Annotated in this window: 22 protein-coding genes; 10 read left to right on the top strand and 12 right to left on the bottom strand. The window is 65.2% G+C overall.

From position 1 onward, the window contains the following. Window positions 1-68 precede the first annotated feature (68 nt). From mgrA to Q4S41_RS21190, 3 genes are all read right to left on the bottom strand, one after another. Window positions 69-1,061 carry an L-glyceraldehyde 3-phosphate reductase gene (mgrA, locus tag Q4S41_RS21200; protein WP_305033141.1) on the bottom strand — a complete coding sequence of 331 codons (993 nt, stop codon included), beginning with the start codon at window positions 1,059-1,061 and terminating at the stop codon, window positions 69-71. A gap of 156 nt (window positions 1,062-1,217) precedes the next feature. Further along, window positions 1,218-2,303, bottom strand: a complete 1,086-nt coding sequence (fbaA, locus tag Q4S41_RS21195) for a class II fructose-bisphosphate aldolase (RefSeq protein WP_305033140.1) — start codon at window positions 2,301-2,303, stop codon at window positions 1,218-1,220. 217 nt (window positions 2,304-2,520) lie between these two features. Continuing rightward, window positions 2,521-2,934 (bottom strand): T9SS type A sorting domain-containing protein, encoded by a 414-nt coding sequence (locus Q4S41_RS21190; RefSeq protein ID WP_305033139.1) that lies wholly within the window; start codon window positions 2,932-2,934, stop codon window positions 2,521-2,523. 373 nt (window positions 2,935-3,307) lie between these two features. On the opposite strand from Q4S41_RS21190, the gene Q4S41_RS21185 reads away from it, so the two are divergent. After that, window positions 3,308-3,442, top strand: a complete 135-nt coding sequence (locus Q4S41_RS21185; protein ID WP_305033138.1) for a hypothetical protein — start codon at window positions 3,308-3,310, stop codon at window positions 3,440-3,442. Window positions 3,443-3,521: 79 nt separating this feature from the next. Further along, window positions 3,522-3,758, top strand: coding sequence for a hypothetical protein (locus Q4S41_RS21180; RefSeq protein WP_305033137.1), 237 nt, complete (start codon window positions 3,522-3,524; stop codon window positions 3,756-3,758). A 5-nt stretch (window positions 3,759-3,763) separates the two neighbouring features. Here Q4S41_RS21180 and Q4S41_RS21175 read toward each other — a convergent pair whose 3' ends face one another. From Q4S41_RS21175 to Q4S41_RS21135, 9 genes are all read right to left on the bottom strand, one after another. Next, window positions 3,764-4,378, bottom strand: a complete 615-nt coding sequence (locus tag Q4S41_RS21175; RefSeq protein ID WP_305033136.1) for a tetratricopeptide repeat protein — start codon at window positions 4,376-4,378, stop codon at window positions 3,764-3,766. After that, window positions 4,366-5,538, bottom strand: a complete 1,173-nt coding sequence (locus Q4S41_RS21170; protein ID WP_305033135.1) for a hypothetical protein — start codon at window positions 5,536-5,538, stop codon at window positions 4,366-4,368. Before Q4S41_RS21170 ends, Q4S41_RS21175 begins: the two co-directional genes overlap by 13 nt. A gap of 164 nt (window positions 5,539-5,702) precedes the next feature. Then, on the bottom strand, window positions 5,703-8,042 hold the full coding sequence (locus Q4S41_RS21165; protein ID WP_305033134.1) for an urea transporter: 2,340 nt from the start codon (window positions 8,040-8,042) through the stop codon (window positions 5,703-5,705). A 144-nt stretch (window positions 8,043-8,186) separates the two neighbouring features. After that, the gene (locus Q4S41_RS21160) at window positions 8,187-9,533 is read right to left on the bottom strand and encodes a diaminopimelate decarboxylase (protein ID WP_305033133.1); all 1,347 of its coding nucleotides are present in this window, start codon (window positions 9,531-9,533) and stop codon (window positions 8,187-8,189) included. A 158-nt stretch (window positions 9,534-9,691) separates the two neighbouring features. Continuing rightward, a complete protein-coding gene (locus tag Q4S41_RS21155; RefSeq protein ID WP_305033132.1) occupies window positions 9,692-10,750 on the bottom strand; it encodes an ATP-grasp domain-containing protein in 1,059 nt (352 codons plus the stop codon). A gap of 6 nt (window positions 10,751-10,756) precedes the next feature. Beyond that, window positions 10,757-10,996: a PqqD family protein gene (locus Q4S41_RS21150; protein ID WP_305033131.1), complete on the bottom strand. Its 240-nt coding sequence runs from the start codon at window positions 10,994-10,996 to the stop codon at window positions 10,757-10,759. 180 nt (window positions 10,997-11,176) lie between these two features. Further along, a complete protein-coding gene (locus Q4S41_RS21145) occupies window positions 11,177-13,099 on the bottom strand; it encodes a T9SS type B sorting domain-containing protein (RefSeq protein WP_305033130.1) in 1,923 nt (640 codons plus the stop codon). A gap of 186 nt (window positions 13,100-13,285) precedes the next feature. After that, window positions 13,286-13,489, bottom strand: a complete 204-nt coding sequence (locus Q4S41_RS21140) for a hypothetical protein (protein ID WP_305033129.1) — start codon at window positions 13,487-13,489, stop codon at window positions 13,286-13,288. A 61-nt stretch (window positions 13,490-13,550) separates the two neighbouring features. Continuing rightward, window positions 13,551-14,690 carry a cytochrome-c peroxidase gene (locus Q4S41_RS21135; RefSeq protein ID WP_305033128.1) on the bottom strand — a complete coding sequence of 380 codons (1,140 nt, stop codon included), beginning with the start codon at window positions 14,688-14,690 and terminating at the stop codon, window positions 13,551-13,553. Between the two features lie 331 nt (window positions 14,691-15,021). Here Q4S41_RS21135 and Q4S41_RS21130 point away from each other — a divergent pair, with 331 nt between their 5' ends. The 8 genes from Q4S41_RS21130 (at window position 15,022) to Q4S41_RS21095 (ending at window position 22,044) form a co-directional block, all read left to right on the top strand. After that, complete coding sequence (locus Q4S41_RS21130) at window positions 15,022-16,137, top strand: sensor histidine kinase (RefSeq protein ID WP_305033127.1); 1,116 nt, start codon at window positions 15,022-15,024, stop codon at window positions 16,135-16,137. Continuing rightward, complete coding sequence (locus tag Q4S41_RS21125) at window positions 16,116-16,883, top strand: LytR/AlgR family response regulator transcription factor (protein WP_305033126.1); 768 nt, start codon at window positions 16,116-16,118, stop codon at window positions 16,881-16,883. The genes Q4S41_RS21130 and Q4S41_RS21125 overlap by 22 nt, the downstream gene beginning before the upstream one ends. Window positions 16,884-16,956: 73 nt before the next feature. Then, window positions 16,957-17,175, top strand: a complete 219-nt coding sequence (locus Q4S41_RS21120; protein WP_305033125.1) for a DUF1153 domain-containing protein — start codon at window positions 16,957-16,959, stop codon at window positions 17,173-17,175. A gap of 227 nt (window positions 17,176-17,402) precedes the next feature. Next, the gene (kaiC, locus tag Q4S41_RS21115) at window positions 17,403-19,145 is read left to right on the top strand and encodes a circadian clock protein KaiC (protein WP_305033124.1); all 1,743 of its coding nucleotides are present in this window, start codon (window positions 17,403-17,405) and stop codon (window positions 19,143-19,145) included. 47 nt (window positions 19,146-19,192) lie between these two features. Further along, a complete protein-coding gene (locus Q4S41_RS21110) occupies window positions 19,193-19,507 on the top strand; it encodes a circadian clock KaiB family protein (protein ID WP_305033123.1) in 315 nt (104 codons plus the stop codon). An 8-nt stretch (window positions 19,508-19,515) separates the two neighbouring features. After that, window positions 19,516-19,857 carry a circadian clock KaiB family protein gene (locus Q4S41_RS21105; protein WP_305033122.1) on the top strand — a complete coding sequence of 114 codons (342 nt, stop codon included), beginning with the start codon at window positions 19,516-19,518 and terminating at the stop codon, window positions 19,855-19,857. Beyond that, window positions 19,850-21,574 carry a sensor histidine kinase gene (locus Q4S41_RS21100; RefSeq protein ID WP_305033121.1) on the top strand — a complete coding sequence of 575 codons (1,725 nt, stop codon included), beginning with the start codon at window positions 19,850-19,852 and terminating at the stop codon, window positions 21,572-21,574. Before Q4S41_RS21105 ends, Q4S41_RS21100 begins: the two co-directional genes overlap by 8 nt. A gap of 50 nt (window positions 21,575-21,624) precedes the next feature. Beyond that, entirely contained in the window at window positions 21,625-22,044 is a 420-nt protein-coding gene (locus Q4S41_RS21095; protein ID WP_305033120.1) for a response regulator, read from the top strand. The last annotated feature ends 2 nt before the right edge of the window (window positions 22,045-22,046 follow it).

The following is a 22,046-nucleotide window of genomic DNA, read 5'->3' as shown; positions in this document are numbered from 1 at the left end:
TAATCAATTTTAGTATGGCGGTAGAGATGCTTCGGCTGCGCTCAGCATGACGTTCTATTTGCGTCTTCCTAGCTTTTTAAAATTCCCTCTATTCCCGCCAATTCCTCTGCGCTGAACGCCAGATTCCCCAGACACTTTAGCGAGTCGTCGAGCTGCTCGGGCTTGCTGGCCCCGATGAGCACGGAGGTTACCCGTTCATCCTTCAGCAGCCAGGAAAGCGCCATTTGGGCCAAGCTCTGATTGCGGGTTTGGGCCAGGTCGTTGAGGCGACGCACCTGCGAAAGGCGTTCGGGCGTGAGGTTACTTTCTTTTAGGAAACCCACGCCTTTGGCCACGCGCGAGTCTTCGGGGATGCCATGCAGGTATTTATTGGTTAGCAGGCCCTGGGCCAGGGGTGAGAAGGGGATGCAGCCCACGCCTTCATTACCCAACAGGTCGAGCAGGCCGTCTTCTACCCAGCGCTCAAACATCGAGTATTTGGGCTGGTGGATGAGGCAGGGCGTGCCCAACGTGCGCAGCAGCCTGATGGCCTCGGCCGCTTCGGCGGGGCGATAATTGCTCAGGCCAACGTACAGGGCCTTGCCCTGGCGCACCAGCAGGTCGAGCGCGGCCATGGTTTCGGCCAGGGGCGTGTCGGGGTCGGGGCGGTGGTGGTAGAAGATGTCGACGTACTCTAGGCCCAGGCGCCGCAGGCTTTGGTCGAGGCTGCTGACCAGGTATTTCTTCGAGCCCCAGTCGCCATAGGGGCCATCCCACATGGTGTAGCCGGCCTTGCTGGAAATGATGAGTTCGTCGCGGTGGGCGGCGAAATCTTCGCGCAGAATGCGGCCAAAGTTCGTTTCGGCCGAGCCGGGGGGCGGGCCGTAGTTGTTGGCCAGGTCGAAGTGCGTAATGCCCCGGTCGAAGGCGCGGCGCAGGATGGCGCGGCCGTTTTCGAGCACGTCCACGCCACCGAAGTTGTGCCAGAGGCCCAGCGAGAGGGCCGGCAGCCTGAGGCCGCTACGGCCACAGCGGCGATACGTCATTTCCTGGTAGCGGGTGGGGGCGGGCTGGTAGGACATGGTGGGATGAATTGGGAAATAGCGTAATAAAAGAACGTCATGCTGAGCGAAGTCGAAGCATCTCGCGTGCAGTAGTAAATCCTGTCGATTGGATTACTACCACACGTGAGATGCTTCGACTTCGCTCAGCATGACGTTCTTTTTTCTTCAGCAGGCCTAGTAGCGGCGGTTGATGCAGTTCAGGTCCTCAAAGGCCTGCTTGAGGCGCGCCACGAAGGTTTCTTCGCCTTTGCGCAGCCACACGCGCGGGTCGTAGTACTTCTTGTTGGGCGAGTCGGCGCCGGTGGGGTTGCCAATCTGGCCCTGCAGGAAGCCTTCGTTCTTCACGTAGTAGTTCTTGATGCCTTCCCAGAACGCCCACTGCAGGTCGGTGTCGATGTTCATCTTGATGGCGCCGTAGCTGATGGCCTCGCGGATTTCCTCCTGCGACGAGCCCGAGCCGCCGTGGAACACGAAGTCGATGGGCAGGGCCTCCTGGATGTTGTGCTTCTGGCGCAGGAACTCCTGCGAGTTGTGCAGAATCTTGGGCTGCAGCTTCACATTGCCGGGCTTGTACACGCCGTGCACGTTGCCGAACGCGGCCGCAATGGTGAAGCGCGGGCTGATTTCGCTCAGCTGCTCGTAGGCGTAGGCCACTTCCTCGGGCTGGGTGTAGAGCTTCGAGGAGTCCACGTCGGAGTTGTCCACGCCGTCTTCCTCGCCGCCGGTCACGCCAAGCTCAATCTCCAGCGTCATGCCGATTTTGGCCATGCGCTCGAGGTAGCGCTTGCAGATTTCGATGTTCTCCTCAATCGGCTCCTCCGACAAATCCAGCATGTGCGAGCTGTAGAGGGGCTGGCCGTGCTGGGCGAAGTATTTCTCGCCGGCGTCGAGCAGGCCGTCAATCCAGGGCAGGAGTTTTTTGGCGGCGTGGTCGGTGTGCAGCACCACGGGCACGTCGTAGAGGGCGGCCATCTGGTGCACGTGGTAGGCGCCCGAAATGCCGCCCGCAATGCTGGCCTGCTGCTTGTCGTTCGGCACCGATTTGCCGGCGAAGAACTGCGCGCCGCCGTTCGAAAACTGAATCATCACCGGCGAGTTCACCGCCTTGGCGGTTTCGAGCACGCCGTTCACGGTATTGGTGCCGGTCACGTTCACGGCGGGCAGGGCGTAGCCGTTGGCCTTGGCATTTTTGAAAAGCGCCTGCACTTCGTCGCCGTGCAGCACGCCGGCGCGCAGGCCGGTTAGGGTTTGGTCAGCCATAAAAAGGAAATGGTGCGGCGGGGCCGCGGTGGGAGGTGAAAGCGGCAGAACGAGCGGGCCGCCCCAGCGGCGGCTCCGGCAGCAAAGTACGCCCGCCGCTGCCTAACCTGAAAGCGCCGGCCCCAAAGGAGTGGCCCCGGCGTTCGGATAAACCAAAAAAAGAGGCTGGCCGTTGCAGCGGCCAGCCTCCGGGGGAGCTTCACGTCACCTCCTGTTTTTATTCGGCCGTCATGAGCATGCGCTGGCGGTACACGCCGTGGCGGGTGGTCACTTCGAGCTGGTAGCTGTAGTCGCCGGCCGAGAGGCCCAGGCCTTCCAGGTTCAGCTTGATGCTTTGGGCGCCCGCGCTACGGCCCTTGCGCACCACGCCGGCCACCTTGCGGCCCATCATGTCGAAGAGGTCGAGGCGCACGTCGGCGGCGGTGTGCAGGGTAAAGGGCACGGTGGTAGCGCCCACAAAGGGGTTGGGGTAGTTCTGGTCGAGAATGAACTGGCCGCCGTTTTCGCGGGTGTAGCCTTCGTGCAGGCCAGCGCCATTGGCCGGCGCTTGGGCCGGTACATCGGGCGAAACAGCGCAGCCGCTGCTTAAAAAGTCGATTGCCAAGTAAGAATCGCGGGTGGAGTCGGGCATGGACCGAACAAGCAAATGTCAGAAATGAGAAAATAACGGCATGCTTCGCAGCGAAAGATAACCACGGCCGTAACGGAAAGCAAATATTGAGTTTCTGCAGTAGAGGTTCGACGCTTTATCGATGACATAGTTTAAAGTGCCGATAAAAGGCGGAATTCTGCGCGCGAAGGCGCGCAACGAGGCGGCCAAGGGCTATAAACGCAGCCCGGCTGGCTGCCGCCAGGGCCAAAGGGCGGGCTGGTCGGTGCGGGCGGGCCACTGGTCGATTGCGCAGGGACTTGGCGGCGAGGGCCCGCACTTTTGCTCCTGTCGGCGGGCTTTTGTGCACCGCCGCACCTCGATGCCAAGTTCCACCCTTTTCGCCCCTTGCCCCATGCAGCGTTACCAAGAAGACGAGTTTGATTCCCAACTCCGCGCCGTGCTCAAAGCCGACGAGTTTGCCAAGTTCCGGGCCAAGCGCGCCGCCCAGAAGCGCGCCTTCCGGCCGGGCCGCCGGCCCAATAAGTAGGCCGGCGGCTACGTTGGACGCACCCCGGCTGTTAGTCATTATCCGTTATCCATTACCGAATTCAAATCCAGTTATTGCGATGAAAAAGCAGGTTTATCGGGTGTTGCGCCGGATTTTGCGGCGGCACCTCATTGCTTCGGGCCAGCTCATTCCGCGCCGCAGGCTCAGCGCCGTGCTGGGCAGCCGCGAGGAGCGCAACGAGTTGTATTGCGACGTGGAGCAGGCCCTGCAGGTGCAGCTGGAGGATGCCGAGCTGGGGCAGGTGGAAACCTTCGGCCAGCTGGCCGCCTACGTGGAGCGGCGGCTGGCCGCCTGAGCGGCCTACAGGCGCTTAAGGCCGGCGGTGGCGGCCGCGTCGCCGGGCCGGATGAGCAGGGCCTTGGTGTAAAGGGCGCGGGCTTCGGCTTTCTTGCCGAGGTTGAGATAGGCCCAGGCCAGCGAGATGTTGGAATCGTAGTCGAAGGGATACAGATTCACCACGCGCTCGAAGTAGCGGGCGGCCTGGGCGTAGGCTTTTCTATTGAGGTAGATGACGCCAATCCAGTAGTTGGCCTGGGTGTTCTGGACGTCGATTTTGAGGATGTCCTGGTAGAGGTTCAGCATCTTCTCCACCTGGCCCAGCGCGTTCAGGGGCTTCACCAGGCCAAACTTGGGCTCCAGGGCATAGGGGCGCTGCTCCACGGCTTTCTGGTAGTGGGCGGCGGCGGCGGTGTAGTTTTTGGCCAGAAAGTAGAGCCAGCCCAGGCGCAGGTTCTGCTCGTAGGTGCCGGTGTAGATGGCCTTGATGGGCGCAATGGCGTCGGCGTAGTCGGCCTTGGCTTCGGCGGCGTAGCTGCTGGCAAAGGCGGGGGCCTGGTCGGCCTGGGCCCAGGCCGCGGCCGGGGCCGCGCAGGCCAGCACGGTAGCGGCGGAGTAGGTCAGCTTTACCAGGTCCATGCGAGGGAGGTGCTTAAGGAGTTCAGGGTGTAGGGGCTGCCGTTGAGGGCGTCGCGGCGCTGCTCGGCGCCCGCGCTGAGGCGCAGCAGCAGCGGGCGGGCCAGCAAAATAAGCAGACTGGCGCTGCCGCGCTGCCGCACGGCGTCGAAAAGGTTGTAGACGTAGGTGCCATCCAGCTCGGCCAGCACGGGCACCTGGCCCAGGCCGCCGTAGGCTTCGGCCCACACGCGGCGGTGCAGCCGGCCGCCCACGCCCAGCACGCCGTTGGGGTAGGAGCGGCCACCAGAGCGCACCACGCTGGCCCGCCCGAAGCCGTAGAGGCGCAGGTTGCCGAGCGGGTACACCGTCAGGCGCAGGTCGGCCTGCTGGCGGGCGGTGTCGGTGAGGGTGCCGAAGTAGTAGCCCACCTGGGCCGTCCAGTAGGGGCGGGCGTAGGCCAGGGCGGCGTAGCCCAGGCGGTCGGGGGCCAGCTCCTGGCGGCCAAAGTCGCTGCTGAGCGAATGGTAGCCCGCCAGCGCCCGCCAGCGCGGGGCCAGCTGTACGCCCAGCAGGGCGTGGTACTGGTTTTGGCGCACGCCGTAGCGCTCCCCGAAGCGGGTGCGGCGCTGGTCGGGTAGCTCAATTTCCTGGCCGAAGTGGCTCACGTTCTGCGTCAGGGTCAGGCGCGGGCCGAGGCGGCTGCTCAGGCCCAGGCGCCCGTAGCCGGCCCCGCCGCGGTGCTGGTTGCTGGTGTGCTGGCCGCTGGCCTCCAGTTCCACGCGCGTGACGGGGCGGAAGCCCATCAGGTGCAGCGGGCGGCGCAGCGAGTCGGGCAGGGCGCGGGCCAGCAGGGCGGCGGGGCCGGGCTGGTTCAGTTCGAGGTAGGCCAGGGCGAGGCCGTAGCGGGCGGTGGTGTCGAGGGGGTTGTCGTGCAGGGCGCGGCCGTAGTGGCGCAGGGCCAGCGCGGGGCGGTCCTGGGCCAGGGCTGCCTGCCCCAGGCGGCGGCGCAGGGCCGGGTAGTCGGTGCCGAGCTGCAGGGCGGCACGGCCCACCGAGTCGAGTTCGGCCCAGCGGTACTGGGTGGCCAGGGCATGCGTCAGGCTGTCGGCGTAGGCGAAGTTAAGGAGCTGCTGGGCCTGTGCGCGCGGGGCGAGGTGGAGCAGCAGACATACGAAAAGCAAGAGTAACTGCCGGGGGCCGCGGGCGGCAGGCTGTTGAACGACGTAGGGGCGGGGCTTGCCTCCGCCCGTTATTGAACAAAATCGTTGGCATAGCGCGAATAGCCGGGTGGGGGCGAGCCCCACCCCTACATCCAACATACTCCAAATGGCTTCAACTGTGCTTCTCATGCGTCGGCCAATGAAAAGGTCAGGTTCAGCTCCTCGCCCGGGCGGCGCACGCGCAGGGCGGCCAGGGTGCCGGCTTCCACCAGCAGCTCGGCGGCTTGGGTTTCCTGCTCGCGGCCGAACCAGGCCACGGCCACGCGGCTGCGCAGGCACAGGGCGCGGCCGGGCCGGCCGGCCGCGCCAGCCGGCACTTCTTCGAGCCAAAAGGTGGGCCGCACGAAGCGGTAGAACGGCGCCAGCACGTCCTGCGCCCAGGCCAGGGCCGGGTTTTTCACCACCGACAACGGAAAGGCGTCGTGCACCACCTGGCCGGGCAGGCTGGCCAGCGGCACCCGGTAGACGGCCTGGTAGAAGCGGTAGAGCCAGGAGTCTTCGGCCCCATAGAAGGCCGTGAAATAGAACACCGAGGCATCGCCGCCGAAGTAAGCCACCGCGCCCGTGGCGTGGCAGCGCAGGTAGGGCAGGTTGTAGGCATCGGTGAACACCTCCCAGCGCTGGGCCGGCGCGGCGGGCCTATCGGCGTCGCGCACGGCCAGGGCATAGCCGGGCGGGAAGCGCAGCGCCTGGCTCAAGGCGCGGTTGAAGGCGGGCGGGCGCACAGTTTCGCCTACCACAGGCACACCGAAATGGCGGAGTTGGGGCAGGGCAGACTTTGTGTCGGTGGCAGCAACTGCGTGAGCGGTGGAGGCAATGGCTTGAATGGTGCCAGCCGCTTTTCGGACGGTACCGCGTTGGATTTCGAATGAGTCGACAAACGCTTTGGCGATACTACTAGGCGCTGCATTGCCTGTTTCGGCCACAAAATAAGCCAGCGGGTAGGCCAGCGTCTTCGAGCCCACATAGGGCGTGGCCTGCACCTGGAAGTGCAGGTGCGGCTCGGGCGAGCGGCCCGAGTTGCCGCAGGTGCCGATGATGTCGCCGCGCCGCACGAAGTCGCCCACCTTCACCGGCACCGAGTGGGCGCGCAGGTGCGAAAGCTGCGTAAACAGGCCGGGCGCGTGGCGGATGACGACGGTGTTGCCCCAGTTCTGGGCCAGGTTCACCTCGCCCACGGCGTTGTCTTCGATGTGCTGAATGACTTCTTCCACCACGCCGTCGGCGGGGGCCAGCACGGGCTTGTTGTAGGCATAAAAGTCGGAAGGCGAGAGGCCCGCACCCTGGTAACTGTGGCCGTCGGCGTCGAGAATGGCGAAGTCCAGGGCCTGGGCCCAGTCGCCGAGGTGGGTGGGGCCGCCGTCGGCGTAGCCCTGCGTGCAGGTCCAGGCGCCCAGGAAGGGCAGGGTGAGGGCCACCGCGCCCGGGGCGGGCAGCCGCGCGCGGTCGGTGGCATAGGCGTAGAGGTTGCGCTCGGGCGAGTAGCGCTGCACCGGCGTGAGCGCTAGGCCCGCGCCGGGCCGCTCGCGCAGCAGCAGCACATAGAGAAAGAGCAGCGCCGTGCCGCAGTAGGGCAGCGAGAGCGCCGGCAGGCCCAGCCTATCGAGCAGGGCCGCGCTGGCCGCCAGCAGCAGCACCGTCACCAGCACGCTGCCCAGCGCCCAGGCGTAGCTGGCCGGCGAGGGAATGACGAACACGCTGCCCACTGCCATAGCGGCCACCATGTAATTGGCCCCCAAGTTGTACTCATTGAGCCCGCCCGCTGCCGGCCCGGCCAGCACACTCAAGCCATACGCCCCCAAAAACGCCAGCCCCGACAGCGAAAACGCAATGCGCGAGTGCCACAGCAGCCCCCCCGCCACCAGCAGCCCGGCGGCGGCGCTGTCCTGAAACAGCACCGAGCCCAGCGCCCGCAGGTAGGTGGCCAGCGGCGGCGGCCAGGGCCAGTCGCCCACCCACTGGGCCACCGCCACCAGGCGCGGCCCGCCCAGGGCATACACTTCATTGAGCCAGTAGAGGCCGCCCTCGCCGGCCGGCAGGTGCAGCAGCGGCCCGCCGCCCAGCAGCAGCAGCCACACCGTGCCCACAAACGGCAGGCTCAGCGCCGGCAGCCCCCGGCCCCCCAGCCAGCCGCCCAAGGCCACGCTCAGCAGCAGGGCCACGCCCGCGCCCACCACCACCAGCCCCGCCAGCGCCCACCCCGCCGGGTAGAACGAGGCCAGCGCCAGCCCGGTCAGCAGGGCGTTGAAGCTGTAGGCCCCGCTGTCCGTCCACTCCCTATTGAAGCCCGCCGCCCGGGCACCCGCCACCGCCAGTGCCGCGCTGGCCAGCCCCGCCACCCCCGCCGCCGGGTGGCCGAAGGTGACCAGCAGCAGTACGCACGCAAAGCCGCGGTGCTGCGAAAAGAACAGCATGGCGTAGCTGTGCAGCACGGCGCGAGAAAAGGACGAGGTGGAGGAAGTCATTATTCTGGCAGTTCGCCTCACCCCCTGACCCCCTCTCCTCAGGGAGAGGGGACACCGGTTATGCACTAAGTGGGGGTGTCTGGCTCCCCCTCTCCCTGAGGAGAGGGGGCCGGGGGGTGAGGCGTACGTGGAGGGAGATGAAAATTAAGTAAGCAAGTGCGCCGGCACCTGCTCCAGCTGCTGCAGATATTCCAGCGTCTCGGCGCCTCTGATAACATGCACCGCGCCGGCTTGGTCAATGAGCACCACGTTGGGGCGCAGGTTGATGAACTGCTGCCATTGGCTCATGTTGTAGGCGCCCACCTTGTGCACCACCACGGTATCGCCGGGGGCCAGCAGGGGCAGAGCAATGCTCTCGCGCAGCATGTCAATGTTCATGCACAAGGGGCCGTAGAGCACGGTAGGCTCCGTCTGGTTGGAAAACTCGCGGGTGGGGCTGATGTGGTGGTCGTACCAAAAGGAGGTAAAAAGCAGGTTTACCCCGAAGTCGAGGATGGTGGCGCGGCGGCCGTCGGCCAGGCGCTTGTTGGCCAGCACCGTGCCGATGAGCGAGCCCGCTTCGTCCACCAGCGCGCGGCCGGCCTCCAGCACCAGCAGGGGCAGCTCCTCGGCGGGGAAGCCGGCGCTCAGCAGCGCCCCGGCCACGGCTTCGGCGTACTCGTCCAGGGCGGGCACCGTGTCGGTGGCGGGCAGGTAGGCGCCTTTCAGCGTATTGGTCGACGGGAAGCCGCCGCCCAGGTCGAGGTAGTGCACGGCCGTGTGCAGCTCCTGCGCGCAGCGCCGGGCCAGCGCCGCCAGCTTGGTGGCTGCCGCGCCGTAGGCCGCCGGCTGCAGAATGTAAGTGCCGATGTGGCAGTGCAGCCCCACCAGCTCCAGCCGCCCCGAGGCCACCACGCGGCCCAGCGCCTGCCAGGCCTCGCCGTTCTCCAGGTTGAAGCCAAACCGGTCCCACTGCGGCACGATGCCGGCGTCGAGGTTCACACGCAGGGCCACGCGGGGCCGGTGGGCCCGGCCGGCGGCCACGTCCAGCAGCAGGTGCAGCTCGTCGGCATTGTCGAGGTGAATGACGGCATCGACCGCGCAGGCGCGCTCCAAATCGGCGCGGCGCTTGCCCGGTCCATTGAAAAGAATGTGCGGGCCGGGCACGCCGTTGAGCAGGGCCTTTTCCAGCTCCATGCCGCTCACCACCTCGGCCCAGGCCCCTTCCTGATGAAAGACCCGGCACACCGCGTTCAGGTAATTCGTCTTGTACGACCATGCCAGCTGCACCCGCGGGTAGCGCGTGCCGAAGGCCCGCACCGCCGCCTGGTAGCTGCGCCGCAACTGCCGCTCGCTCAGCACAAACAGCGGCGAGCCGAAGCGCGCCACCAATTCCGCCACTGCCACGCCGTCGAGGGCCGTCACGGCCCGGGCCCCGGCGCGCGGCCCGAACTTGTTCAGGGCGCCGGCCGTGAGCTTGCGGAGGGTGGGGCGTTCGTAGGGTTGTTTCATGGGGAAGTGGGAGAGTCGGGCGGACAAGGCAGAGTTTGTCATCCTGAGCGCAGCGAACTTATCACGGCTGAGCCAATTGAAATTACTGCAAGCTGTTCAGCCGTGATAAGGTCCTTCGCTGCGCTCAGGATGACAGACGTCTTCTATCAAGCGTCGGCTCAAAGTTCGCCCAGCGCGGCCACTTGCTGAAACTGGGTGTGGTCGGTAATCAGGTCCCAGGCGTAGCGCACGAACATTTTGCCCACCGCGTAGTCCTCCATCTGCGTCACGGGCAAGCCCAGGGCCAGGCGCAACAATGCGGCCGGCTGGTTCTGGCCGGCGGCGGCCGTGAGGTATATCCAGGCCGGAAAGCGCGGGTTGATTTCCATGATGAACAGCTCGCCGGTGGCTGCCCGCATGATTTCCAGCTCGAAGCCGCCGCGCCACTTCGTGGCCTCGGCAAAGCGCCGGGCCAGGCCCAGCAGGGCCTCGTCTTCGAGGGTGATGCCGGCCCAGGCCTTGCCCTTGTCGGTGATGGTGAGTTTGCGCATAGGCACTACGCTCAGGGCGCGCCCGTGGCCATCGCTCAGCCCGGCAATATTGATTTCCTGCCCCGCCACAAACTGCTGCGCGATGAGCGGCACGCCCCACTGCCCCGCTAGCCGGAGGAAAGCCTGCTCGGCTTGGGCCAGCGTGTGCACCACGGCGGCGTCGTAGTAGCGGCCCTTCAGCACCAGGGGCCAGCCCAGCTCCTCGGCCGCGGCCAGCAACTCGGCGGCGTGGTGCAACGAGCGGCTGGCGGGCACGTGCAGCCCGTGCGCCGCCCCGAAGGCGGGCAGGTTCAGCTTGTCGCGCGCGTCCAACTGAGCCAGCGTGGGCAGAAACGTGCGGATGCCCAGCGCCCGCAACTGCGGCTCGAGCTTGATGAAGTTGTACAGCTCGGCGTCGAAATTGGGGATGAGCACGGCCACGTCTTCCTGCTCTTTGATATACTGGAGCCGCTCTAGCAGGGCCGCCGTGCCGGCCGAGGGGTAGGGCAGCTGGTAGGTGCGGTCCACCATGTCGCGCAGGTAGATACCCGGCTCCAGCGCCTCGTAGCTTAGCCCGATGATACGCAAGTCAAAATCCGTCGTTTCGCGCAGGGCGCGGATGACGGCCACGCCCGGCCCCGGGCTGTCGGTGGCGTTGAGGCCGGTCACGGCCACGGTCAGGCGCGGGCGGGTAGCGGAAAGGGGCACGGCGGCTTAGTCTAAGAGGTTGAATTCGCGCAGCTGGGCCAGCAGGTCGTCCCAGTCCTTTTCGAGCTGGCCGGGCGCCACCTCATAGCGCTCCAGAATGTCGGCCTTAATAGCCGCCGCGTCCTGCCCGGCCTTGGTGCGCGCCAGGATGTCGGCCGCCAGCTGGTTGGCCGCGAAGGAGTCGCCGGTGGCGGGGTTGAAGATGAACCCGGCCTCGCTGGTGGCAATGTTCTTTCTGAGCTTCATGGAAGGGAGGAGATGGCAGAAAAGCGGTTGAAGTTGGGTCTTAAAGGAACGTCATGCTGAGCGTAGTCGAAGCATCTCTACCGCTTTGTTACAACAGGATTGGTCAGTTGTGCGGTAGAGATGCTTCGACTACGCTCAGCATGACGGCCTCATCCATTGTGCTAAAAGGCCGCTTCTGCGCTACGGAATCACCTCCACCCAGCCCTTAAACTTACGGCCGTCGGTGTACGTGACGAGGTAATAATACAGGCCGCCCGCCCCGGCGCCGCTCCAGCGGAAGTCGCGCGCGTCCGACTCGTACACCTGCTGCCCCCAGCGCGAGAAGATTTTGATGCCCGCAAATTTACGGTCGCAGAAATCCACCGGCAGGCTGGGCATCCGGAACTCGTCGTTCACGCCATCGGCGTTGGGCGTGATGATGTTGGGCGGAATGAAGGTCTCGGCCTCTGCCACCGGCACCACCTCGAAGCGCACGAGGCGCTCCTGCGGCACGGGCACGCAGGGCCCGGTTTCGGCCAGCGTGAAGCGCACCAGCAGGCCGCCGCCCTCGCCGGCCGCCGCCACGGCCGTGCACGTGGGCTCCCAAGTGAAGGTGCCGCTGGCCTGCCCCGCGCCGCCCTGGGCCGCAAACTGCATGCCCACGGCCCCCAAATCAAACCCCACGCCAGTGGCCGTCATCGTCAGGGCGTCGCGGTCGGCGTCGGTGCCGGCCAGGGTGGCGGTGTAGCGCTGGCCAATAACGACGTGCACCACGGCGGGCGCCTGGTCCGACACCGGAAGCGGCGCGGGCGGCAGGGTGCTGGTGAGCACCGGCGCCGCATTGGGCGCCAGCGCCGCCGTGAAGGCCACCCGCACGGTGTCATGCTTGGGCAGGCTGCAGCCGTTGTCGGCCACAATGATGTCGAGCAAATACACCTTGCCCTTGGTGTCGGTGCACGTCGGGAAGCAGAGCGTGGCCGTGAGCGTGTCGGCGGCGGTGCGCACCGTGCCGCTGGTGCTGGTGGTGAAGGCCACGGCCGGCGTCGTAAAATTCACCGGCCGGGCGCTCATGGTCAGCACCGAGTTGGGGTCCGAATCGGTGTAGCGGATGGTGAGGCAGCGGTTGCCGCCGGGCAGCAGGCGCAGCGTGTCGCGGCCGGGGCGATAAGGCACGAGGCTGCCGGCGGCGCGCACGGTGGCTTTGGGGGCCACGTTGGTGGGGCAGGCCAGCACGTAGAGCTGGAAGTCGCGGCGCGTCTCGCCGATTTTTACGCCCCGCCGGTATTCCGAGCAGCGCACCCCGAACACAAATAAGCCCAGGCTGGCGGGCCGCACCGTGAGGCGGCCGGTGCGCGCATTGATGCCCAGGGCCGGCGCGCCCGGAATCTGGTTGGTGGTGCTCAGGCCCGGGTTCCAGGTGATGGTGGAGTAAGGAGCGCTCAGGGGCGTGGGGGCGGTGTTGCCCACAGCGGCCGTGGCGTGGCCGTTGAGCGGCGTCACCATGTCGTACACCAGCGAGTCGCCGTCCACGTCCTGCCCGCCAAAGTCGTAGTAAAACAGCTCGTTGAGGCAGGCATAGTCGCCGAGGGGCGGGAAAATGCGCGGCGTCGAGTCAATAAACGCCGCGCCCGAGCGGACGACGGCCGGAAACTCCAGGTAAAAGGTTTGGGCGGCGCCGCCGGGGTTCACAATGTTGCCGATGGTGATGTTGCGGCAGCAGCGCTCTACGGCCACGTAGTAGCCGGCGGCATTGGTATAGGTGGCGGCGTCGAGGACAATGTCCTTGCTATACACCAGCTTGCGCGTGCTCAGCCCGCCCACCGAACAAGCCGGGTTGGTGTACTGCACGAAGGTGTCGCTGGTGAGCGGCAGCACCACGTTGGTCATGCGCTGGTTGGTGCCTTTGGCAAAAATGCCCGCCGTCAGCGACGGGTCGAGGGCGTTGGGGTCGCCGTTGATGGCGTCGAAATACAGGTTGAGCGTGAGGGCGTAGTTGCTGCCGGACTTGTATTGCAAATCCAGCTCGCCGCCCACGATGTGCGTGGCCGATGCCCCCAGCGGGGCCAGCAGCAGCCCCAGCAATAGCCACGGAGAAGAGAATAGAACCGTCCAGAAACGCTTCATGATAAAGAAGTAGTAAGTATTCCGTGTTGATTAGTAAGCGGTTGTTTCAAATGATAGTGCCTAAAGGATACACGTACTGTTGCTGAAGAATTTCCTGAAAACCGGTTTCTAAACCGCGCCAATCCCAATGCCGGGCCCCGCTCCGAAGAGCCGGGCCCGGCCGGGTAGAACAAAACCTCCGGCGGCTTAGCCGGCCCCGCCCGACGAGCTGCTGCTCGTGGTGGTGGGCGTCGTCGTCGTTGTGGTCGTCGGCGTCGTGGTCGTCGTCGTTTTCTTGTTCTGGCAACCGCCGCTCGGGCTCACGTTGTCTTTCTCGCAGCCCGAGAAGCTGCTCATGGAGCAAATCAGCGCGGCCGCGCTGACAATGCGAAGAATGGAAGTGGTACGCATAAAACTGAAATGGGAAAAAGGGTGAAAAAATGAATTGGGTAAGCTGAAAAGAAGGATGCTGCTAGAGGTTGCCGCCCACGGGCAGGCCGCTGGGCACGCTGGTGGGCACGGTGCGGTCGTAGCTGGCGGCCGTGAGCGACTGCAGGAAGGCGATGATATTGGCCGGGTTGGCCACGCGGCCCGGAAACAGCGGGTCGCGCTGGGCCAGGCTCACGTGCGGGTTGGCCGAGGGGGCCTGGCCGCCCCGGCCGGGGTCGTAGAAATTGAGCACGGCCTGCAGGTTGGCCAGCGTGCCGTCGTGCATGTAGGGCGCCGTGAGGGCCACGTTGCGCAGGCTGGGCGTGCGGAAGGCGTAGGTGCCGTTCAGGCCCGCGTCGGAGGTGGGATTTTTGCCATTATCAGCCACGCCCAGCACGTGGGTTTTGTAGTCGCTCAGCATCGGGCCGCTGTGGCACTTGGCGCAGCCGCTGGTCACGAAGTCGTTTAGACCCTGCACCTGCTGGGCCGTGAGGGCCGATGTCTCGCCACGCTGGTAGCGGTCGAAGGGCGAATCGGTGGCAATGAGCGTGCGCTCGAAGCAAGCCAGCGCCTTGCCAATGTTGACGCTGTTAACCGGCGCCGCCTCCGCAAACGCGGCGCTAAACATGGCCGCATACGCCGGAATGCGCCGCAGCCGCGCCACTACCGAGTCGAGGGCCACGCCCTCGGCGTACTGGTGGCCGCGCATTTCCTCCAGCGTAGCCACGGGCATTAGCGACTGCGTTTCGAGCGACTGGGCCCGCACGTCCCAGAACATGGCGGCCGTGTTGGGGTCGCAGCTGCCGTCGGCTTTCAGGCCGTTGAAGGCGGCGTTGAGCACCGTGGGCGAGTTGCGCTTCACGAAAGGAATATCGTTCGGTGCGCGGAAGTGGCGGCTGGTGCCCAGGCCCTGGCCATTCACGCCGATACTCAGGTCCACGGCGTCGGCGTAGCCGTTGGCGGGGTGGTGGCAGCTGGCGCAGCTCACGTCCTTGCCGCCCGAGAGCACGGGGTCCCAGTACAGGGCGCGGCCGAGGGCGATTTTGGCCGGGCTGCCGGGGTTGTTGGCCGGGGCGGGTGCCACCAGGGGCAGGGCCGTGAGGGTGGCCAGGTCGGCGGCGTTGGGGGTGTTATCCTGCTTCTGGCAAGCCACTACAACGAGCAGCGTGGCGGCAGCCAGCATCGATGCAACCCGGGGAAGTATAGAAGCGGCCATTTGGAAGCGGGAGGGGAGTGAGAGCGGGAAATGGCCAGTGGGCCGGGGGACTCGTTACTTCAAATTTGCTTGTTGGAAAGCGCCGTAGCCAACAGGAATCGGCGAGTTGCTTGCCGGCGTCGCCCAGTTGCCGGTTTGGGTGGGCCGGTGGCGCCGTCGGCTTTTGGGCGGGATTTAATTTCAGGGCCAGCGCCCCAAACGGCCGACTGGCCGGTGAACCCGCCCGGCTGGCCGATACCACCCGTTGCGCCGTAGGCGCGGGTTGTAGCTTGCAGCTCCTTCACTTGCCATTCCGCCCATGCCCTTACCGCTACTCCGTTCTGCTTCCACGCTGCTGCTGCACGCCCTGGTGTGGGGGCTGGTGATGGTGCTGCTCTGGGCCCAGCAGCCCGACTACCCCGGCCCGAAGCCCACCGAGTTCTGGCTGACGCAGGCTGTGGTGCTGGGCCTGCTGGTGGGCGTGTTTTACTTGAATGTGGCGTGGGCCGCGCCGCGCCTGCTCTACGGCGGCAAGTGGTGGGCCTACGTTGGGCTGAACGCCGGGCTGGTGCTGGTGGTGCTGGCCATTCATCAGCAGGTGGAGCAGCGCCTCGGCGTGCCCGAGCTGGTGGCCACCGCCCGCGAAGCCGTGCTGAACCCGCCCAACCCGTGGTCGGGCCCGCGCCCGCACCCGCAGCTGGGGCCGGAGGAAGGCCGGCCGCTGTTCAACACCGGCGTGCTGCTCATCACGCTCATGGTGCTGGGCATTGCCACCAGCCTGGCCGCCATGCAAAAGGGCCAGCGCGACGCCGAAAGCCGCCTGGAACTGGAGCGCCGCCAGGTAGCCACCGAGCTGAGCCTGCTCAAAGCCCAAATCAACCCGCACTTCTTCTTCAACACCCTCAACAACATCTACGCCCTCACGCTGCTCAACGCCGACCAGGCCCGCGCCGCCCTGCACCGTCTCTCGCGCATGATGCGCTACGTGCTGTACGAGTCGCCCGCCGGCCACACGCGCCTGAGCCAGGAAATCGACTTTCTGCAGGACTACATCGACCTCATGCACCTGCGCCTCACCAACAAAGTGCAGGTGCAGTTCGAGCGGCCCGACCCGCTCAGCCCCGACCCGTTCATCGCGCCCATGCTGTTTCAGCCCTTTGTCGAAAACGCCTTCAAGCACGGCGTGAGCGCCACCTCGCCCAGCCGCATCAGCATCGAGCTGCGCCAGCCCACGGCTCACTCCGTGGAGCTCTGCGTGCGCAACACCGTATTCCCCGACCGGCCCGACGAGGCCGACGACGACGAGCCCGGCGGCATCGGCCTGGTGAATACCCAGCGCCGCCTCGATTTGCTTTACCCCCAGCAGCACACCATCCACGTCACGCCCCGCAACGCCTCCAACGAGTACGAAGTATGTCTCCAGCTGAATCTGTAACCCCGCTTGTCATCAACTGCATGGCCGTCGACGACGAGCCGCTGGCCCTGGGGCTGGTGTGCTCCTTCATCGAGCAAACGCCGTTTCTGCGCCTCGTCGGCCGCCACGAAAGCGCCGTGGCCGCCCTCAAAGCCCTGCACGAGCAGCCCGAAATCCAGCTGCTGTTTCTCGACATCAAGATGCCCGACCTCAGCGGCATGGAGCTGGCGCGGGTGCTGCAGCGCGGCCCGCGCGTCATCTTCACCACCGCTTTCAACCAGTACGCGCTGGAAGGCTTCCGCGTCGATGCGCTCGACTACCTGCTCAAGCCCTTCAACTACGAGGAATTCCTGCGCGCCGCCCTCAAGGCCAAAACTTACTTCGAGCTGAAGCAGGCCCACGACGCGCCGCCCGCCGTACCCGCCGCCGCAACCCCGGAGCCCGAGCAGGACCACATCTACCTCAAAGTGGAGTACCAGCTGGTGCGCGTGGCCTTGGCCGACATCGTGTACGTGGAGGGCCTCAAGGACTACGTGAAGGTGCATTTGGCCAGCCAGACGCGGCCCCTGCTCTCGCTCACCAGCCTGCGCAGCATGGAGGAAAAGCTGCCCGCCAGCAAGTTCCTGCGCATCCACCGCAGCTACATCGTGGGCTTAGGGCACATCCAGGCCGTGGGGCGCGGCACGGTGCAAATCCAGGGCGAAACCCTGCCCGTAAGTGACGGCTACCGCGAGGCGTTCGACCAGTTTTTCAGCCGCTGGAAATAATGGCGAATAAGCGCAACGAAAAGGCGAAAAATTCACTCTGGCTTAATAAATATCCGAGTATCTTGCAGTGCATATGAGCGAGCTTGAGCCCAATTATTTCGACACCGACGGCCGCCCCGAGCCGGATGGCAGCGCCGACGCCGAGCGCAAGCTCAAGGTGTGGGCCGTGCTCAACGCCGTGGAGCAGGGCCTCATGAATGCCGACGAAGCCTGCGCCGCCTACGGCATCAGCGCCGGGGAAATGGACGAGCATCGCGCCGGCTGGCTGGATTTTGAGGCCGGCAGCCGGTAGAGGCAGGCAGTTTTAGAAAGGAACGTCATGTCGAGCGCAGCCGAGACATCTCGCGTGGGGTAGTAACTCAATCGTGAAAACGGGTTTGATTACTTCGGCACGCGAGATGTCTCGGCTGCGCTCGACATGACGTTCTTTGTTTTTTCGGCGACTGTTCACCTCATCCAACGCCCCCAAACCGCCGGGCATGCCGCACCGATTACCTTTGCCGGGTTATCCCCTTTTTCATGCAGGAAAATACCTTATCCAAGCCGGCCGCCTTGCCCCAGCTGCCCAAGTCGCCCACCGGCATTGAGGGCCTCGACGAAATCACCGAAGGCGGCCTGCCAAAGGGCCGGCCCACGCTCATCTGCGGCAGCGCGGGCTGCGGCAAGACGCTGATGGGCATTGAGTTCCTGGTGCGCGGCATTCAGGAATACGACGAGCCGGGTGTGCTCATGGCTTTCGAGGAAACCGGCGAAGAGCTGGCCGCCAACGTGGCCTCGCTGGGCTTCGACCTGAAGGACCTGCAGGAACGCAAGATGCTGCGCGTCGACCACGTGCACGTCGACCGCTCCGAGATTGAGGAAACCGGCGAGTACGACCTTGAAGGGCTGTTCATCCGGCTTGGCTACGCCATCGATGCCATCGGGGCCAAGCGCGTGGTGCTCGACACCATCGAGTCGCTGTTTTCAGGTTTCCCCAACCAAGCCGTGCTGCGCTCCGAAATCCGCCGGCTGTTTCGCTGGCTCAAGGACCGGGGCGTGACCACCGTCATCACCGCCGAGCGCGGCGACGGCACGCTCACCCGCCAAGGCCTGGAAGAATACGTATCGGACTGCGTGATTCTGCTCGACAACCGCGTGATTGACCAGATTACCACCCGGCGGCTGCGCATTGTGAAGTACCGGGGCAGCACCCACGGCACCAACGAATACCCGTACCTGATAACCGAGGACGGCATTTCGGTGCTGCCCGTCACCTCGTTGCGCCTGGAGCACCAGGTGTCGAACAACATCGTGTCGTCGGGCATTCCGGCCCTGGACGAGATGTTCGGCCGGCGCGGCTTCTACCAGGGCAGCAGCGTGCTCATCACCGGCACGGCCGGCACCGCCAAAACCACCCTGGCCTCGGCCTTTGCCGAAAAAATATGCCAAACCGGCCAGCGCTGCCTGTTTTTTGCCTTTGAAGAATCGCCGCAGCAGCTCATCCGCAACATGAGTTCGGTGAGCATCGACCTGGAAAAGCACGTGCGCGAAAACCGCCTGCGCATCGAGGCCTCGCGCCCCACGCTCAACGGCCTGGAGCAGCACCTCGTGACGCTGCACCGGCTGGTGAAGGAGTTCAAGCCCGACGCCGTGGTCATCGACCCCATCACCAACCTCATCACCGTCGGCAACCTGTCGGAGGTGCGCAGCATGCTCACTCGCCTCATCGACTTCCTGAAGGTGAGCGGCATCACGGCCTTTTTCACGGCGCTGGTGAACGGCGGCGTGGGCCGGGCCGAAATGACCGAGGAAGGCGTCTCGTCGCTGGTTGATACCTGGATTTCGGTGCGCGACCTCGAAGGCATTGGCGAGCGCAACCGCGGCCTGAGCATTCTCAAATCGCGCGGCATGGCCCATTCCAACCAAGTGCGCGAGTTTATTGTGACCGACCACGGCATCGAGCTGCTCGACGTGGTGCTGGGCCCGACGGGCATCGTGACCGGGGCCGGCCGCCTCACCCAGCAGCTGGAGGAGCGCGCCCAGGCCCTGGCCGCCCAGCAGGAAGCCGAGCGTCGCGACCGGGAGCTGGAGCGCCGCCGCCGCATGCTCGAAGCCAACATCGCCAACCTACGCACCGAGTTCGAGAGCGTGGAAGAGGAGCTGCGCCAAATCAGCACGCACGAGCAAACCCGCCACGAGGCCCTCGTCAGCGGCAAACAGCGCATTACCTCCGCCAACCCGCCCGCCCCGAAAGCCCCGGATTCCGGCGAAACCGGCAAGTAACTCGTATGCAGGAGTTGCCTCCGGCCTCCGCTTTTATTACCCTTTCCATGGCTGAAGATTTTAACGAACCCCTCGACGAAGAGACCTGGGAATTGCGCCTGTACGTGGCCGGCCAAACGCCCAAGTCGGTGACGGCCGTGGCCAACCTGCGCAAGTACTGCGAGCAGCACCTTAAAGGCCGTTACAAGCTGGAGGTTATTGACTTGCAAGAAAACCCGCAGTTGGCCGAGGGCGACCAGATTCTGGCTATTCCCACGCTGGTGCGCAAAGTGCCCGAGCCCATTCGCAAAATCATCGGCGACCTCTCGAACGAAGAAAAGGTGCTCGTGGGCCTCGACGTGCGCTCCCTGACCAACAAATAGCCCGGCTGATGGAACCTGAACCATTTCCGGAGTTTCTGGACCCGGCCGCCAACGGCCCCGAATACGTGCTGCACCTCTACATCACGGGGGCCACGGTGAATTCGACGCGCGCCGTGCGCAACATCAAAGACATCTGCGAGCAGTATCTGAAAGGGCGCTACGAGCTGCTGATTGTGGATATTTTTCAGCAGCCCGAGCTGGCCCAGCAGGAAGACCTCATCGGCGTGCCCACCCTCATCAAGTTGAAACCCGGCCTGGTGCGCCGCCTGGTGGGCGACCTTTCGAACCGCGACCGGGTGCTGAAAGCCCTCGGCATTGAGCCCGCTGACGGCGCGCCCGGCCATGAGTAGCACCCCGCTGTCCACCGCCGCCGAGCTGGCCCGCGCCAACGAGGAGCTGCGCTACCAGCTGGAAGAGGCGCACGACCTGATTCAGGCCATTCGGACCGGGGCCGTGGACGCGCTGGCCGTGCAGGGCGCCGAGGGGCCGCGCATTTTCACGCTGCAAGGGGCCGACCAAGGCTATCGCACCCTCATCGAACAGATGAACGAAGGCGCCCTGCTGCTGAGCGAAGACACCACGGTGCTTTACTGCAACGCCTGCCTGGCCGGCCTGCTGGAGTGTGACCTGAGCGAGGTGATGGGCAGCACCTTCGAAACCTTTGTGCCGCTGGCGTTTCAGGAGTACTGGGCCGGGCTGCTGCTTAAGGGCTGGGCCGAGGGCAAGAGCAAGGGCGAGCTGCCGCTGCAAACCCGCAACGGCGCCCTCGTGCCGTTTTCGGTGAGCATGAACGTGCTGAGCTTCAACGAGACGCCCACGCTGGCGGTGATTGTGACGGACCTCTCAGCCCGGCGCGAAATCACGGCCATTCGGGCGCAGGTGGCCGAGCAAAATGAGCTACTCGACCGCACCAACGCCGAGCTGAAGCGCGAAGAAGCCGCCCGCCTGGCCGGCGAGCGCGCCGCCGCCGAGGCCAGCCGCATGCTGGAAGGCATCTCCCACATTGCCTGGACCGTGAGCCCCACCGGCGCCAACACCTACCGCAACCGCCGTTGGTACGATTACATCGGGCAGGAGCCCGGCGAAGGCCCCGGCATCGGCCGCGCCTGGCGCGAGCGCCTGCACCCCGACGACGCCCCCGCCACCCTGGCCCGCTGGGACGAGAGCCTGCGCACCGGCGCGCCGTTTGAGGTGGAATGCCGCATCCGCAACGGGGCCGGCGGCTACCGCTGGATGCTGGGCCGGGCCCAGCCCTCGCGCAACGAGCTGGGCGAGATTGTGCAGTGGATTGGCACCTACACCGACATCCACGAGCACAAGCTGGCACTGGAACGCATCGACCAGGGCCAGCGCGAGCTGCGCGACAACAACGAGCAGCTTACCCGCGTGAACGTGGATTTGGATAACTTCATCTACACCGCCTCGCACGACCTCAAGGCGCCCATCAGCAACATCGAGGGCCTGCTCGATGCCCTGCTGGCTGAGCTGCCGCCCGAAACCAGCCAGCAGGAGCCCGTGCAGCCCATTCTGCGCCTCATGCACGACTCGGTGAACCGCTTCAAGCGCACCATCGAGCAGCTGACCGATGTGAGCAAGCTGCAAAAAGAGCACGGCCTGCCCACCGAGCCCGTGGACCTGGCCGCCGTAGTCCGCAACGTGCGCCTCGACCTGGAACCGCTCATCCAAAGCACCGGCGCGCAACTGACGGTGGACGTGGCGGCTGCGCCCATCGTACTGTTTTCGGAGAAAAACCTGCGCTCGGTGGTGTTCAACCTGCTGTCCAACGCCCTCAAGTACCGCGCGCCCGACCGCGCGCCGCAGGTGAGCCTCCGCACCCGGCCTGAAGGCGCGGCCGTGGTACTGGAAGTGCAGGACAACGGCCTGGGCTTCGACGCGACCAACGAGCACAAGCTGTTTGGCATGTTTCAGCGCTTCCATGACCATGTGGAGGGTTCAGGGATTGGGCTTTACATGGTGAAAAAGATGGTGGATAATGCCGGCGGACGCATTGCCGTAAGCAGCAAGCTCGGCAGTGGTACTACCTTTTTGATATACTTTAGCCAGTAGTCTGCGACCTTCGGGCGTGCTGACAACCCCTGTTTTCGTCTGATTTGCTCATGCAAAAGCTCACCTGCGCCCTGCTCGTCGACGACGACTCGACGACCAATTACCTCAACCAGCTGCTGATTAATCGGCTACAGATTACCGACAAGCTCCTCGTCGCCCTTAACGGCCAGGAGGCACTGGAGCTGGTGAAAATCCACTGCAACGAGGCCACGCCCGACTGCCCGGCCCTGATTCTGCTGGACGTGAAAATGCCGGTAATGGACGGCTTTCAGTTCCTAGAGGCCTACAACGAGTTGCCGCTGCCCGAAAAAGACGCCATCATCATCGTGATGCTCACTACCTCGCTGCACCCGCAGGACGTGGACCGGGTGCAGGGCCTCAATATTGCCGGCTTCCTCAACAAGCCCCTGACCAAGGAAAAGCTCAACGACGTGCTCAAAAACCACTTCGACCGCCATTTACCGGAATAAAC

The organism is Hymenobacter convexus, from assembly GCF_030580955.1.
GTDB lineage: Bacteria > Bacteroidota > Bacteroidia > Cytophagales > Hymenobacteraceae > Hymenobacter.
Note: the sequence above shows the minus strand (reverse complement) of the source record. Positions and strands in the feature narration are given on the sequence as shown.

Bases quoted from the DNA above. Each gene is read 5' to 3' on its own strand.
- Q4S41_RS21150 (WP_305033131.1), bottom strand. From the start codon at position 10,996: ATGAAGCTCAGAAAGAACATTGCCACCAGCGAGGCCGGGTTCATCTTC.
- Q4S41_RS21165 (WP_305033134.1), bottom strand. From the start codon at position 8,042: ATGACTTCCTCCACCTCGTCCTTTTCTCGCGCCGTGCTGCACAGCTAC.
- Q4S41_RS21190 (WP_305033139.1), bottom strand. From the start codon at position 2,934: ATGCCCGACTCCACCCGCGATTCTTACTTGGCAATCGACTTTTTAAGC.
- Q4S41_RS21130 (WP_305033127.1), top strand. From the start codon at position 15,022: ATGCCCTTACCGCTACTCCGTTCTGCTTCCACGCTGCTGCTGCACGCC.
- Q4S41_RS21105 (WP_305033122.1), top strand. From the start codon at position 19,516: ATGGAACCTGAACCATTTCCGGAGTTTCTGGACCCGGCCGCCAACGGC.
- Q4S41_RS21125 (WP_305033126.1), top strand. From the start codon at position 16,116: ATGTCTCCAGCTGAATCTGTAACCCCGCTTGTCATCAACTGCATGGCC.
- Q4S41_RS21175 (WP_305033136.1), bottom strand. From the start codon at position 4,378: ATGGACCTGGTAAAGCTGACCTACTCCGCCGCTACCGTGCTGGCCTGC.
- Q4S41_RS21095 (WP_305033120.1), top strand. From the start codon at position 21,625: ATGCAAAAGCTCACCTGCGCCCTGCTCGTCGACGACGACTCGACGACC.
- fbaA (WP_305033140.1), bottom strand. From the start codon at position 2,303: ATGGCTGACCAAACCCTAACCGGCCTGCGCGCCGGCGTGCTGCACGGC.
- Q4S41_RS21100 (WP_305033121.1), top strand. From the start codon at position 19,850: ATGAGTAGCACCCCGCTGTCCACCGCCGCCGAGCTGGCCCGCGCCAAC.
- Q4S41_RS21140 (WP_305033129.1), bottom strand. From the start codon at position 13,489: ATGCGTACCACTTCCATTCTTCGCATTGTCAGCGCGGCCGCGCTGATT.
- Q4S41_RS21185 (WP_305033138.1), top strand. From the start codon at position 3,308: ATGCAGCGTTACCAAGAAGACGAGTTTGATTCCCAACTCCGCGCCGTG.
- Q4S41_RS21120 (WP_305033125.1), top strand. From the start codon at position 16,957: ATGAGCGAGCTTGAGCCCAATTATTTCGACACCGACGGCCGCCCCGAG.
- Q4S41_RS21110 (WP_305033123.1), top strand. From the start codon at position 19,193: ATGGCTGAAGATTTTAACGAACCCCTCGACGAAGAGACCTGGGAATTG.
- mgrA (WP_305033141.1), bottom strand. From the start codon at position 1,061: ATGTCCTACCAGCCCGCCCCCACCCGCTACCAGGAAATGACGTATCGC.
- Q4S41_RS21180 (WP_305033137.1), top strand. From the start codon at position 3,522: ATGAAAAAGCAGGTTTATCGGGTGTTGCGCCGGATTTTGCGGCGGCAC.
- kaiC (WP_305033124.1), top strand. From the start codon at position 17,403: ATGCAGGAAAATACCTTATCCAAGCCGGCCGCCTTGCCCCAGCTGCCC.
- Q4S41_RS21145 (WP_305033130.1), bottom strand. From the start codon at position 13,099: ATGAAGCGTTTCTGGACGGTTCTATTCTCTTCTCCGTGGCTATTGCTG.
- Q4S41_RS21160 (WP_305033133.1), bottom strand. From the start codon at position 9,533: ATGAAACAACCCTACGAACGCCCCACCCTCCGCAAGCTCACGGCCGGC.
- Q4S41_RS21135 (WP_305033128.1), bottom strand. From the start codon at position 14,690: ATGCTGGCTGCCGCCACGCTGCTCGTTGTAGTGGCTTGCCAGAAGCAG.